11 protein-coding genes are annotated in these 12,560 nt (G+C 66.4%); 9 read left to right on the top strand and 2 right to left on the bottom strand.

Annotated elements, in window-relative coordinates:
• The first annotated feature begins 45 nt into the window (after window positions 1–45).
• Window positions 46–651 carry an OmpH/Skp family outer membrane protein gene (locus U1739_RS07180; RefSeq protein WP_332705772.1) on the top strand — a complete coding sequence of 202 codons (606 nt, stop codon included), beginning with the start codon at window positions 46–48 and terminating at the stop codon, window positions 649–651.
• 63 nt (window positions 652–714) lie between these two features.
• Here the strand turns inward: U1739_RS07180 and putA are convergent, their stop codons facing one another.
• The gene (gene putA, locus U1739_RS07175; RefSeq protein WP_332705769.1) at window positions 715–4,332 is read right to left on the bottom strand and encodes a trifunctional transcriptional regulator/proline dehydrogenase/L-glutamate gamma-semialdehyde dehydrogenase; all 3,618 of its coding nucleotides are present in this window, start codon (window positions 4,330–4,332) and stop codon (window positions 715–717) included.
• Between the two features lie 106 nt (window positions 4,333–4,438).
• On the opposite strand from putA, the gene U1739_RS07170 reads away from it, so the two are divergent.
• The 3 genes from U1739_RS07170 to U1739_RS07160 all read left to right on the top strand — a co-directional run bounded on the left by U1739_RS07170 (window position 4,439) and on the right by U1739_RS07160 (window position 7,231).
• Window positions 4,439–4,924, top strand: a complete 486-nt coding sequence (locus tag U1739_RS07170; protein ID WP_332705766.1) for an Lrp/AsnC family transcriptional regulator — start codon at window positions 4,439–4,441, stop codon at window positions 4,922–4,924.
• Window positions 4,925–5,006: 82 nt separating this feature from the next.
• Window positions 5,007–5,873, top strand: a complete 867-nt coding sequence (gene galU, locus U1739_RS07165; RefSeq protein ID WP_332705763.1) for a UTP--glucose-1-phosphate uridylyltransferase GalU — start codon at window positions 5,007–5,009, stop codon at window positions 5,871–5,873.
• 44 nt (window positions 5,874–5,917) lie between these two features.
• On the top strand, window positions 5,918–7,231 hold the full coding sequence (locus U1739_RS07160) for a UDP-glucose dehydrogenase family protein (protein WP_332705760.1): 1,314 nt from the start codon (window positions 5,918–5,920) through the stop codon (window positions 7,229–7,231).
• Window positions 7,232–7,251: 20 nt separating this feature from the next.
• Here U1739_RS07160 and U1739_RS07155 read toward each other — a convergent pair whose 3' ends face one another.
• Entirely contained in the window at window positions 7,252–7,395 is a 144-nt protein-coding gene (locus U1739_RS07155) for a hypothetical protein (protein ID WP_332705757.1), read from the bottom strand.
• Between the two features lie 170 nt (window positions 7,396–7,565).
• Between U1739_RS07155 and U1739_RS07150 the strand changes: the two genes are divergently transcribed.
• From U1739_RS07150 to U1739_RS07130, 5 genes are all read left to right on the top strand, one after another.
• Window positions 7,566–9,065, top strand: a complete 1,500-nt coding sequence (locus U1739_RS07150; protein ID WP_332705754.1) for a CoA-acylating methylmalonate-semialdehyde dehydrogenase — start codon at window positions 7,566–7,568, stop codon at window positions 9,063–9,065.
• An 11-nt stretch (window positions 9,066–9,076) separates the two neighbouring features.
• The gene (locus tag U1739_RS07145) at window positions 9,077–9,595 is read left to right on the top strand and encodes a hypothetical protein (protein ID WP_332705751.1); all 519 of its coding nucleotides are present in this window, start codon (window positions 9,077–9,079) and stop codon (window positions 9,593–9,595) included.
• A 62-nt stretch (window positions 9,596–9,657) separates the two neighbouring features.
• Complete coding sequence (locus tag U1739_RS07140; protein WP_332705748.1) at window positions 9,658–10,134, top strand: hypothetical protein; 477 nt, start codon at window positions 9,658–9,660, stop codon at window positions 10,132–10,134.
• Between the two features lie 19 nt (window positions 10,135–10,153).
• A complete protein-coding gene (locus tag U1739_RS07135; protein WP_332705745.1) occupies window positions 10,154–11,299 on the top strand; it encodes an acyl-CoA dehydrogenase family protein in 1,146 nt (381 codons plus the stop codon).
• Between the two features lie 211 nt (window positions 11,300–11,510).
• Window positions 11,511–12,551 carry an enoyl-CoA hydratase/isomerase family protein gene (locus tag U1739_RS07130; RefSeq protein ID WP_332705742.1) on the top strand — a complete coding sequence of 347 codons (1,041 nt, stop codon included), beginning with the start codon at window positions 11,511–11,513 and terminating at the stop codon, window positions 12,549–12,551.
• Window positions 12,552–12,560: the final 9 nt, after the last annotated feature.

Here is a 12,560-nt window from a genome sequence, read left to right as displayed (position 1 = left end):
TCGCCGCGTGGGCGCGCCTTCCTGCGCGAAACGAAGGACAGATCGATGAAGATGTTTGCCTTGATCATCGCAGCACTGCCGCTGACGATTACACCAGCGCTCGCCCAGACCGTGCCTGCCGCACCGATCGCCGAAGGGTTGGGTGGCCCGCTGCTTCCCGGCATCTGCCTGGTATCGCGCCAGGCGATCTTCGCCAACGCCAAGATCGGCCTGGCCGCCGATGCGCGGATCCGCCAGATCGCCAGCGATGCGCAGCGCGAGGTGGATGGTGAACGTGCGCCGATCGATGCCGACGTCAAGGCGTTCCAGGCCGAGGCCGCCAAGCTGACCCCGGAACAGCGCGTGACACGCGAACGCGCGCTCAACGCGCGGCTGCAGCTGGTCCAGGCCAAGGCGCAGCGCCGCAGCCAGGAAATCGAGGCGACCCGCGCCAAGGCGCTGCAACGCGTCGCCGCCGAAGCGCAGCCGGTGCTGGCGCAGGCCTATGGCGCGCGCAAATGCGGACTGCTGCTCGATCGCAATTCGGTGCTGGGCGGCAATCTCGCCAACGATCTGACGGCGGATGTGGTCAAGGGGCTGGACGCCAAGATCACCACGATCACGTTCAACCGCGAGACGATCGCGGCCCCGGCACCAGCGCCGAAGCGGTAGGCGCCTACCCCGGTCACGTCACTTCCCCGGCTTTCGCCGGGGAAGCGCCCAATTTCGTGATGCTTACGCCAGCGCCATCAGGCTGGCATTGCCGCCCGCCGCCGTGGTGTTGATCGACACCGACACCTCTTCCAGCAGCCAATCGAGCATGTAGCCGTCGGGGCCGCCGGCCTGTAGCGACACGATCGCGCCCTCCCGCGCCGCCAGCGTCGTGGAGGCGGCGGCGATGTCCGCCGCGTCGCCGTCGATCAGCGCGGCGGCGAGCTTGGGCGCGTCGCGCAGACCCGGCTGCGACCAGTCGATCCGGGCCGCGACGATCGCCGGCAGGCCGATGGGCGCGGCGGTTACCGGGCCGCCGATCACGACGGCGTGGTTGCCGGTCGCCAGCACCGCGCCGATCTGGCGCCACAGGCCGGCCTCGGTCTGCGCGATGACAGCCACGCGGCCGCGCGGGTGATAGCCGTATATATTGCGCTCGCCGACCGGGCCGGGCAGCTCGATCTCCTGGCCGAGCCGCGATTGCCGGCCGAGCGCGGTTACCGCGGCGGCGCTTTCCGCGTCGCCATGCCCGATCAGCCACGCGCCAAAGGCGACCAGCGCCGCATCGGCCGTGCCGCCGGCGGGGCCGCCGTCCCAGCTTTGCGCGGCGACGAGCTTCGCCAGATAGAGCGGGCCGCCAGCCTTGGGGCCGGTGCCGGACAGGCCACGCCCGCCGAACGGCTGCACGCCGACCACTGCACCGATGATGTTGCGGTTGACGTAGAGATTGCCCGCTTCGACCTTGCGCGTGACCCGGTCGACGGTGGCGTCGAGGCGCGTATGCAGCCCGAAGGTGAGGCCGTAGCCGGTGGCGTTGATCGCGTCGATCAAGGCGTCGAGCCCGCCGCTCGGGAAGCGCACGACATGCAGGACCGGGCCGAAGATTTCGCGGTTGAGCGCGCCGATGCGATCGATCTCGATGATCGTCGGGGCAACGAACGTGCCGCGCGCGGTTTCGCGGCCGAGCGGGGTTCGCGTCACGGCATGGCCGGCCGCGCGCATCGCGGCGATATGCGCGTCGATACCGTCGCGTGCCTCGGCGGTGATCACCGGGCCGATATCGACGCGCAGCTTATCCGTCACGCCGACCGAGAGTTCAGCCACGGCGCCTTGGAGCATAGCCAGCGTGCGATCGGCGATCTCGTCCTGCAGGCATAGCAGACGCAGCGCCGAGCACCGTTGCCCGGCGCTGTCGAAGGCGGAGGCGAGCACATCGGCCACGACCTGTTCGGCCAGCGCCGATGAATCGACGATCATGGCATTCTGGCCACCGGTTTCGGCAATCAGCGGGATCGGCTTGCCATCGGCAGACAGTCGGCCGGCGAGCTGGCGTTGGATCAGTCGCGCAACGTCGGTCGAGCCGGTGAACATGACACCAGCGGTGGCGTCCGCACCGACCAGCGCCGCGCCGACCTGACCCGCGCCGGGGACGAGCTGGAGGACGTTGGCCGGCACGCCGGCTTCGTGCAGGATGCGCACCGCTTCGGCGGCGATCAGCGGGGTTTCCTCGGCCGGCTTGGCCAGCACCGGATTGCCGGCGACCAGCGCCGCGGCAACCTGGCCGGTGAAGATCGCCAGCGGGAAATTCCACGGGCTGATGCACACGATCGGGCCCAGCGGTATGCCCGCGGCGAGCGTCTGCCGGGCTTGCGCGGCGTAATAGCGCAGGAAATCGACCGCTTCGCGCACTTCGGATACGGCATTGGCGGCGGATTTGCCGGCCTCGCGGATGATCAGGCCGAGCAGGACGGGCATGCGCTGTTCGAGCAGGTCGGCGGCGCGATCGAGGCAGGCGGCGCGCGTCGATACCGGTACGGCGGCCCAGCTTTGCGCTGCGGCCAGGGCCTCTGCCACGGCGGCCCGCGCTGCTCCTTCGCTGGCTTCGGCGACATGGCCGACGACATCGCGGTGATCCGCCGGGTTGAGCACCTGGCGGGACTCGCCGACCCCGGCGGTCCAATCGCGGCGCGCGCTGTCGCTCAAGGCGTCGCTCAGCCGGGCGAGCGCGGCTTCGTCGCTGAGATCCAGGCCGGCGGAATTGCGCCGCGCGCCGTAGATCGCGGCGGGCAGGGCGATCTGCTCGTGCGGTTGACCGGGCACGCGCATCGCCGCGACCCGCTCGACCGGATCGGCGATCAGGTCGGCTATGGCCACGTCGGGATCGCCGATCTGGTTGACGAACGAGGAGTTGGCGCCGTTCTCGAGCAACCGGCGGACGAGATAGGCGAGCAGGGTCTCATGCGTGCCGACGGGCGCATAGACGCGGCACGGCCGGTCGAGCTTGTCCGCGCCGACGACCTGGTCGTAGAGCGGCTCGCCCATGCCGTGCAGGCACTGGAATTCGTAATCGCCGATGGTGAAATCGGGGCCGGCCAGCGTGTGGATCGTGGCCAGGGTCTGCGCATTGTGCGTGGCGAATTGCGGGAACACGGCATCCTTGGCGGCAAGCAGCTTGCGGGCGCAGGCGATGTACGCGACGTCGGTGTAGATTTTCCGGGTATAGACCGGATAATCGGTGAGCCCGTCGACCTGCGCGCGCTTGATTTCGGCATCCCAATAGGCGCCTTTCACCAGCCGGACCATGATCCGGCGCTGGTTCGCCCGCGCCAGCGCGACGATGAAATCGATCACCAGCGGGCAGCGCTTGCCATACGCCTGGACGACGAAGCCCAGGCCGGCCCAGTCCGCCAGTGCCGGATCCTCGGCTAGCGACTGCAGGATATCGAGCGAGATTTCGAGCCGGTCGGCTTCCTCCGCGTCGATGTTGAAGCCGATATCGTAGCTGCGCGCCAGGATCGCCAGATCGCGTACGCGGGGCAGCAATTCCGCCATCACGCGCGCCTGCTGCGACCGGGCGTAGCGCGGATGCAGCGCAGAGAGTTTGATCGAAATACCGGGGCCGGCGAAGATGCCGCGGCCCGCAGAGGCCTTGCCGATGGCGTGGATCGCCTGTTCGTAATCGGCAAGATAGCGTGCCGCATCGGCTGCAGTGGTCGCCGCTTCGCCGAGCATGTCGTAGGAAAAGGCATAGCCGCGCGCTTCGCGGTCACGCGAGCGTTTGAGCGCTTCGTCGATCGTTTGCCCGGTGACGAATTGTTCGCCCATCATGCGCATCGCGATATCGACGCCGCGGCGGATCACCGGCTCGCCGACGCGCGCGACCAGCCGCGTAAGGGCGTGGCCGAGGCCGCGATCATCGGCGCTGTTGGTCAACTTGCCGGTGACGACGAGGCCCCAGGTTGCGGCGTTGACGAACAACGAGCGCCCATCGCCGAGATGCGACGCCCAATCGCCGCCGGCGATCTTGTCGCGGATCAGGGCGTCGCGCGTCGCCGTATCGGGGATGCGCAACAGCGCCTCGGCCAGGCACATCAGCGCCACGCCTTCCTGGCTCGACAGCGCATATTCCTGCACCAGCGCCTGCACGCCGCCGCGCTTGGGCGTCGCACGGAGGCGTTCGATCAGCGTACGCGCGGTGGCTGCCGCCGTGGCGCGCAGCGCGGGCGACAGCGTCGCGGCGCTGACCAGTTTCGGGACACAGTCGGTCTCGGCAACGCGCGCCGCGGCAGTGATGGCGCGGCGCAACGGATCGGATGGCCGCACCGGCGGGGCGAAATCGGCGAACGGCAAGACGCTGGACATGGCGATCCTCGGCAGGATGGTGATGTTTGCGCTATAGCGTTTACACCGAGGGCAATCCGTCCAAATTCGCTTGACGAAACAGACGATGCGCCCGAAAATTGCGTCAATGACAGCCAAAGACACTGATCAGGTTGCGCTAGACAGTCGGATCGACCGGTTCGATCGCGCTATCATGCAGGCGCTGGCCGAGGATGGTCGGATGACCGTCACCGACCTGGCTGAGCGCGTCGGACTATCGAAGACGCCGGCGCAGGTGCGCCTTCGACGGCTGATCGACGACGGCTATATTCGCGGCTTCCGCGCGATCCTCGATCCCGCCCGGCTGGGGCTCGATCATGTCGCTTTTACCGAAGTGAAGCTGTCCGACACGCGCGAGGCGGCGCTGGGCCAATTCAATGCGGCGGTGCGCCGCATTCCCGAGGTGGAGGAATGCCACATGATCGCCAGCAGTTTCGATTACCTGCTCAAGGTGCGCACGTCGGACATTCGCCGCTACCGCATCGTCCTGGGCGAAAAGATTTCCAGTCTGCCGCACGTCGCCAGCACGTCGACCTTCGTGGCCATGGAAACGGTGCGCGACGTCTATAGCTGAATGGCGGCAATACTGCCGCCATTGGCCTTGTCTCGCCACCGCCTAGAGCATAGAGCGACACCGTGAGTTCTAGGGGCCCTCGATGATCAAGCCAGTGCGCAAAGCGGTATTCCCGGTCGGCGGCCTCGGTACGCGGTTTTTGCCGGCGACCAAGGCGATGCCGAAGGAAATGCTGCCGGTCGTCGATCGCCCGTTGATCCAATATGCCGTCGACGAAGCGGTCGAGGCGGGGATCGAGCAGATTATCTTCGTCACGGGGCGCGGCAAGTCCGCGATCGAAGACCATTTCGATATCGCCTATGAGCTGGAAGCGACGATGACCAGCCGCGGCAAATCGCTGCAGGTGCTGGACAGCACGCGGCTCCAGCCCGGCGCGGTCGCCTATGTGCGGCAGCAGGAGCCGATGGGCCTGGGCCATGCCGTATGGTGCGCGCGCGACATCGTGGGTAACGAGCCGTTCGCGATCCTGCTGGCCGATGAACTGATGATGGGTCAGCCCGGCTGCCTTAAGCAGATGGTTGATGCTTATGCCCAAGTCGGCGGCAATCTGGTGTGCGGTTATGAAGTGCCGGATCAGGAAACCGACAAATATGGCATCATCGATCCCGGTGCGCAGAATGGCGCGCTGGTCGAGGTGAAGGGGCTGATCGAAAAGCCGGCGCTGGGCTCGGCCCCGTCGAACCTGATGATCCCTGGCCGCTACATCCTGCAGCCCGAAGTGATGCGCGTATTGGAGACGCAGGAGAAGGGCGCCGGCGGCGAGATCCAACTGACCGACGCGATGGCGCAGTTGATCGGCACGCAGCCGTTCAACGCCTTCCGCTTTGGCGGGGCGCGCTACGATTGCGGCGACAAGGCCGGCTATATTCAGGCCAATCTGGCGCTGGCGCTGGCCCGCGACGATATCGGCCCGGCAGTGCGCGCCTTCGCGGTCGACCTGCTGCGCTGATCCACTGATTTTTTTACTTTCGGTTTCCCAAGGGGCGATTCCTCATGCGTATTACGATGATCGGTTCGGGCTATGTCGGCCTGGTGTCCGGTGCTTGCTTTTCGGATTTTGGCCATGACGTCATCTGCGTCGACAAAGACGAATCGAAGATCGCCGCGCTGAAGGCGGGCAAGATGCCGATCTTCGAGCCTGGTCTCGACAAATTGGTCGAAGCCAATGTCGCGGCGGGGCGGCTGACCTTTACCACCGATCTGACGAGCGCGGTGGCCGGTGCGGACGCGGTGTTCATCGCCGTCGGTACGCCGTCGCGGCGCGGCGATGGCCATGCCGACCTGTCCTATGTCTTCGCGGCCAGCAAGGAGATCGCCGCTGCGGTCACCGGGCCGATCGTGATCGTCACCAAATCGACCGTGCCGGTCGGGACCGGCGACAAGGTCGAAGAAATCATGGCCGAGGCCAATACCGGCCATGAGATCGCGGTCGTGTCCAACCCCGAATTCCTCCGCGAAGGCGCCGCGATCGGCGATTTCAAGCGCCCCGACCGGATCGTCATCGGCACCGAGGACGAGCGCGCGATGCAGGTCATGCGCGACGTTTACCGTCCGCTGTATCTCAACCACAGCCCGATCCTGTTCACCGGGCGGCGCACGTCCGAGCTGATCAAATATGCCGCCAACGCGTTCCTGGCGACCAAGATCACCTTCATCAACGAGATCGCCGATCTGTGCGAAGCGGTCGGCGCGAACGTGCAGGATGTCAGCCGCGGCATCGGGCTCGACAATCGCATCGGTTCCAAATTCCTCCATGCCGGCCCCGGCTATGGCGGGTCGTGCTTCCCCAAGGACACGTTGGCGTTGCTCAAGACGTCGGAAGATTACGACACGCCGGTGCACATCGTCGAGGCGGTGGTGCGGGTGAACGACAACCGCAAGCGCGCCATGGGCCGCAAGGTGATCAAGGCGCTTGGCGGCACCGGGGGCGCAAGCGTCAAGGGCAAGACCGTGGCGGTGCTCGGCCTGACGTTCAAACCCAATACCGACGATATGCGCGACGCGCCGAGCCTGGCCATCGTGCAGAGCCTGCTGGATGCAGGCGTGCAGGTGCGCGGGCATGATCCCGAGGGGATGGCAGCGGCCAAGGCGATGATGCCCGAAATCACCTATTGCGGCGACGCCTATGAGGCGGCGGCGGGCGCCGATGCGATCGTCATCGTCACCGAATGGGACGTCTATCGTGCGCTCGATCTGAAGCGGCTGGCCGCGACCATGGCCGGGCCGGTCATGGTCGATCTGCGCAACGTGTATCCGCCATCGGATGCCGAACGCGCCGGTTTCGCCTATAGTTCGATCGGGCGCTGAGCGCCCGATCGCCGGGCCGGTTAAGCGAACGCGACCACTGCGGCGATCGCCACCCACAAGACCGCGGAGGTCAACCCGGCGATGATCAATCCCGCGCCGGGCACCATCTGACGATCGGCAGGATGGATGCCGGGGATGCGATCGTCTGACACCAACTGACTCATGCTTGCTTCCTTCAAGGAACGGGCGGCGATGTCGGCGACGTTATCGCATCATTGCTACCAAAGGCTCAACGCATCGGCGCGGCAGCGGTTGCGTCGCCGCGGCTGCCGCTAGCGCTTGCTTGCGCCAAGCCGGGATGGGATAGGGGCGCCAACGATAATCGGAGAGTGATATGCGCGTCATCGACCATTTGATCGCGGGCCATGCTGGCGGCGCGGGAGCGCGGACCGGCGACGTGTTCGATCCCAATACGGGCCAGGTCCAGGCGACGGTCAATTTGGGTGATCAGGCAGTGCTCGATACCGCGGTAGCTGCGGCGCTCAAGGCGCAGCCGGGCTGGGCGGCGACGAACCCGCAGCGGCGGGCGCGGGTGATGTTCAACTTCAAGGCGTTGGTCGAAGCCAACTTAGACGAACTGGCGCACCTGCTGTCGTCGGAGCACGGCAAGGTCATCGCCGACAGCAAGGGCGACATCCAGCGCGGGCTGGAAGTGATCGAATTCTGCTGCGGCATCCCGCATGTGCTGAAGGGCGAGTATACGCAGGGCGCGGGGCCGGGGATCGACGTCTATTCGGTGCGCCAGCCGCTTGGCATCGGCGCCGGCATCACGCCGTTCAATTTCCCCGGCATGATCCCGCTCTGGATGTCGGGCGTGGCCATCGCCACCGGCAATGCGTTCATCCTCAAGCCATCGGAGCGTGACCCCTCGGTGCCGGTGCGGCTGGGCGAGCTGTTCCTCGAGGCCGGCTTGCCGGAGGGCATTTTGCAGGTCGTGCACGGCGACAAGGAAATGGTCGACGCGATCCTCGATCACCCGGCGATCAGCGCAGTCAGCTTCGTCGGCTCGTCTGATATCGCGCATTACGTCTACCGGCGCGGCGTGGCGGCGGGCAAGCGCGTGCAGGCGATGGGCGGGGCCAAGAATCACGGCATCGTCATGCCCGACGCCGATCTCGATCAGGTCGTCGCCGATCTGTCCGGCGCGGCGTTCGGCTCGGCCGGCGAGCGTTGCATGGCGCTGCCGGTGGTCGTGCCGGTCGGCGAGAAAACCGCCATCGCGCTGCGCGAAAAGCTGATCCCCGCGATCGCCGCGCTGCGCGTCGGCATCTCGACCGACAGCGAGGCGCATTACGGCCCGGTGGTCAATGCAGCGCACAAACAGCGCGTCGAGAACTGGATCCAGACCGGCGTCGACGAAGGGGCGGAACTGGTCGTCGACGGCCGCGGGTTCGCGTTGCAGGGGCATGAGCAAGGCTTCTTCATCGGGCCCAGCCTGTTCGATCACGTCACGCCCGACATGCAGGCGTATAAGGAAGAGATTTTCGGCCCGGTGCTGCAGATCGTCCGCGCGGCCGATTTCGAGGAAGCGGTGCGCCTGCCGAGCGAGCATCAATATGGCAATGGCGTGGCGATCTTCACGCGCAACGGCCACGCCGCACGGGAATTTGCCGCGCGGGTGAATGTCGGGATGGTCGGGATCAACGTGCCGATCCCGGTGCCGGTGGCGTATCACACGTTCGGCGGGTGGAAGCGCTCGGCATTCGGCGACACCAACCAGCACGGTATAGAGGGCGTGAAGTTCTGGACTAAGGTCAAGACGATCACGCAGCGCTGGCCGGATGGCGGGGTCGGCGATGGCGGGAATGCGTTCGTCATTCCGACGATGGGTTGAGGAGGACGCGCATGAAGATCATCGCACTCGCAACGCTGCTCGCGCTGGCCGCCTGTTCGAGCGAACCGCCCGCGGCGAGCAACGAGACGCAGGCCGAGGTCGCGCCGAGCGGCGATGTCGGCATCGTCGCCCCGGCCGGCCCGACCGATATCGCCACGGCGAGTCCGGCCCCCGCGCCGACACCCACGCCGTCCGCCACGCCGATCAAGGCCGCCGTTGCGGCGCGCGCTTTCCCCGTCGCGTTCCGTGGGCGCTGGGGCATGAACGCCAATGATTGCGACCCCAAGCGCGACGATAACAAGGGGCTCATCACCGTCTCCGCCGATGCGATCAAATTCTATGAGTCGCGCGCGACGATCGCCAAGCTCAGCGTCTCCTCGCCGACCCGGATTGCCGCCGATCTGTCGTTCAGCGGCGAAGGCCAGACCTGGCAGAGCCGCACCGTGTTCGACCTCAGCGATGGCGGCAAGACGCTGGCACGGGCCGAGGAAGAGCCATCGGTGTCCTATGTCTATGCCAAGTGCGCCTGACATGGCGGAGCATTGGCCGCGCAGGTGCGTTGCGTGATCGTAACGTTGCCGAAGGAATGCCGATGCGCCGTCTGATGCCTTTCTGCCTGATCCCTGCGCTGGCGCTCGCCGCCTGCGCCGATAACGATACGCCGACGGTCAACGAGGCGCAGGCCGAAGCGGCGATCGACACTGTACAGCAAGTGCCCGAGCGCAATCTTCCACGCGGCCTGCCGATCAGCGAGGAGCGCGCCGCGCCGCCGGGCGCGCTGCCGCCGCAGTTCGAGGGCCGCTGGGGCATTACCCCGGCCGATTGCGATGTCGCGCGCAGCGATACCAGGGGGCTGCTGGTGATCCGTGGCAGCACCCTCACTTTCTATACCGCAAGCGCCGATGCCAAGGTGATTGGCGGCCCGTCGCGCTACAAGGTGATCGCCGACCTGACTTTTACCGACAAGGGCGTCGCGCCGCGCCGCGACCAGCTTGAACTGACCTCCGCCGGCACCGTGCTCCAGCGCTTGGAGCCGGGCGGCAAGACCTACCGCTACGAGCGTTGCTGATCCTCGAGACGAGAGCCAAATGACCAACCAGTTCGACCTTACCGACGAGCAGCGCGAGATCCAGGATCTGGCGCGCAAGTTCACTGCCGATCGCATCACGCCATTTGCCGGCGAATGGGACGAGAAGCGCCATTATCCCGTCGATGTGTGGAAGGCGGCGGGCGAACTCGGCTTCGGCGCGATCTATGTCGGCGAGGAGAGCGGCGGGATCGGGCTGGGCCGGCTGGAAGCGGCGCTGATCATGGAGGCGATGGCCTATGGCTGCCCGGCGACCAGCGCCTTCATTTCGATCCACAATATGGCGACGTGGATGATCGATCGCTTCGGCGGGCAGGAGATCAAGGATCGCTTCCTGCCGTCGCTGGTCGGCATGGACAAGATCGCCAGTTATTGCCTGACCGAGCCGGGCTCCGGCTCCGACGCGGCAGCGCTGAAGACCAGCGCCAAGCGGGACGGCGATCATTATGTGCTCAACGGCACCAAGCAGTTCATCTCGGGCGCGGGCTATAACGACCTGTATGTCTGCATGGTGCGCACCAGCGAGGAGAGGTCGAAAGGCATTTCCTGCGTGGTGGTCGAGAAGGATACGCCGGGCCTGTCGTTCGGCGCGCCGGAGCGCAAGCTCGGCTGGAACGCCTCGCCAACGGCGCAGGTAATTTTCGAGGATTGCCGTGTCCCGGTCGAGAATCTCGTTGGCGTAGAGGGCGATGGGTTCCGCTTCGCGATGGCGGGGCTGGACGGTGGGCGGCTCAATATCGGGGCGTGTTCGCTCGGTGGCGCGCAACGCTGCCTCGACGAATCGATCACCTATACCAAGGAGCGGCAGCAGTTCGGCCAGGCCGTGGCGGATTTCCAGAACACGCAGTTCACGCTGGCGGACATGGCGACCGACCTGGAGGCGGCGCGCGCGTTGCTGTATATCGCCGCTGCGAAAGTGAGCGCCAACGCGCCGGATAAGTCGCGCTTCTCGGCCATGGCCAAAAGGCTGGCGACCGACAATGGCAGCTCGATCGTCGATCGCGCGCTGCAATTGCATGGCGGGTACGGCTATCTGCAGGATTACCCGATCGAGCGCTTCTGGCGCGATCTCAGGGTGCATTCGATTCTCGAGGGGACGAACCAGGTGATGCGCATGATCGTCGGGCGGGAGCTGACGCGGCAATGAGCGAGATGCGCCTAAACTCCCTCTCCCAGCGGGAGAGGGAAGGGGCCCGCGGCGCAGCCGTGGGAAGGGTGAGGGCGACGTTGGTTACACTGGTCGCCCTCACCCTTCCGTCGCTTCGCTCCTCCAGTGTCGGGTCAACAGCGCCCCGCGCTGTTGAGGCCATGCCGGGGGCATGGCCGACCCGACACTCTCTCCCAAAGGGAGAGGGAATTTGAGCGACGCCCTCACTCTTGCCGAAGGCCCGCTCGGCCGGCTTCGGCTCAACCGGCCCAAGGCGCTCCACGCCCTCAACACGGCGATGTGCGAGGCAATGCTCGGCGCGCTCGACAATTGGGCGACCGATCCCGCGATCGAAGCGATCGTGATCGATCATGCCGAGGGCCGCGGCTTTTGTGCCGGCGGGGACATCCGCATGCTGGCCGAGTCCGTCGCGACGGACGGCGTGGAGGCGCGCGCCTTTTTTCACGTCGAATATCGGCTCAACCACCGGCTGTTCACCTACGCCAAGCCGACGGTGGCGTTCATGGATGGGATCACCATGGGTGGCGGCGTCGGGCTGTCGTTGCCGTGCGATTTCCGCGTCGCCACCGAGCATACCAAGTTCGCCATGCCCGAGACGGGGATCGGCCTGTTTCCCGATGTCGGCGGGGGCTGGTATCTGTCGCGTCTGCCGGGGCGCACCGGCCAGTATCTCGCGCTGACCGGGCACCGGCTGGACGGTGCCGAGTGTTCTGCGCTGGGGCTGGCGACGCACTATCTGCCGGGTGACCGGCTGGACGTGGCCAAGCAGCGCATCGCCGCGACGCCGCAGGACATTGCCGCGGTCCTCGACGAACTCGCAGTGGCCGCGCCGGAGGCGCGCATCTTGGCGCATCGCGACGCGATCGATCGGCTGTTCGCATCGGACGTGCTCGAGGATATCTTTGCCGCGCTGGCCGCCGATGGCGGCCAATGGGCGCAGCAGCAGCTCGCCACGCTGAACGGCAAATCGCCGCAGACGATGAAGGTATCGCTGCGCCTGCTCCACGAAGGGCGGCAGATGGCGACGTTCGAGGATGAAATGCGGCAGGAATATGCCGTCGGCGCACATGTCGTGCAGCGGCATGATTTCCTGGAAGGCGTGCGCGCGGTGATCGTGGACAAGGACAATGCGCCGCGCTGGGAGCCCGCCACGCCGGAAGGCGTGAGCGACCATGTGATCGACCAGATCTTTGCGCAGTTGCCGGATGCGGAGGCGTGGACGCCGGCGTAAATCTACCCG

It is taken from the genome of Parasphingomonas puruogangriensis (assembly GCF_036663635.1).
In the GTDB taxonomy this organism is placed as follows: Bacteria; Pseudomonadota; Alphaproteobacteria; order Sphingomonadales; family Sphingomonadaceae; genus Sphingomonas.
This window is presented reverse-complemented; position numbering and strand designations above follow the sequence as displayed.

Excerpts from the sequence above, each read along its gene's own strand:
- galU (WP_332705763.1), top strand. The coding sequence starts at position 5,007 with ATGATCAAGCCAGTGCGCAAAGCGGTATTCCCGGTCGGCGGCCTCGGT.
- U1739_RS07150 (WP_332705754.1), top strand. The coding sequence starts at position 7,566 with ATGCGCGTCATCGACCATTTGATCGCGGGCCATGCTGGCGGCGCGGGA.
- U1739_RS07135 (WP_332705745.1), top strand. The coding sequence starts at position 10,154 with ATGACCAACCAGTTCGACCTTACCGACGAGCAGCGCGAGATCCAGGAT.
- U1739_RS07160 (WP_332705760.1), top strand. The coding sequence starts at position 5,918 with ATGCGTATTACGATGATCGGTTCGGGCTATGTCGGCCTGGTGTCCGGT.
- U1739_RS07145 (WP_332705751.1), top strand. The coding sequence starts at position 9,077 with ATGAAGATCATCGCACTCGCAACGCTGCTCGCGCTGGCCGCCTGTTCG.
- U1739_RS07180 (WP_332705772.1), top strand. The coding sequence starts at position 46 with ATGAAGATGTTTGCCTTGATCATCGCAGCACTGCCGCTGACGATTACA.
- U1739_RS07170 (WP_332705766.1), top strand. The coding sequence starts at position 4,439 with ATGACAGCCAAAGACACTGATCAGGTTGCGCTAGACAGTCGGATCGAC.
- U1739_RS07140 (WP_332705748.1), top strand. The coding sequence starts at position 9,658 with ATGCGCCGTCTGATGCCTTTCTGCCTGATCCCTGCGCTGGCGCTCGCC.
- U1739_RS07155 (WP_332705757.1), bottom strand. The coding sequence starts at position 7,395 with ATGAGTCAGTTGGTGTCAGACGATCGCATCCCCGGCATCCATCCTGCC.
- putA (WP_332705769.1), bottom strand. The coding sequence starts at position 4,332 with ATGTCCAGCGTCTTGCCGTTCGCCGATTTCGCCCCGCCGGTGCGGCCA.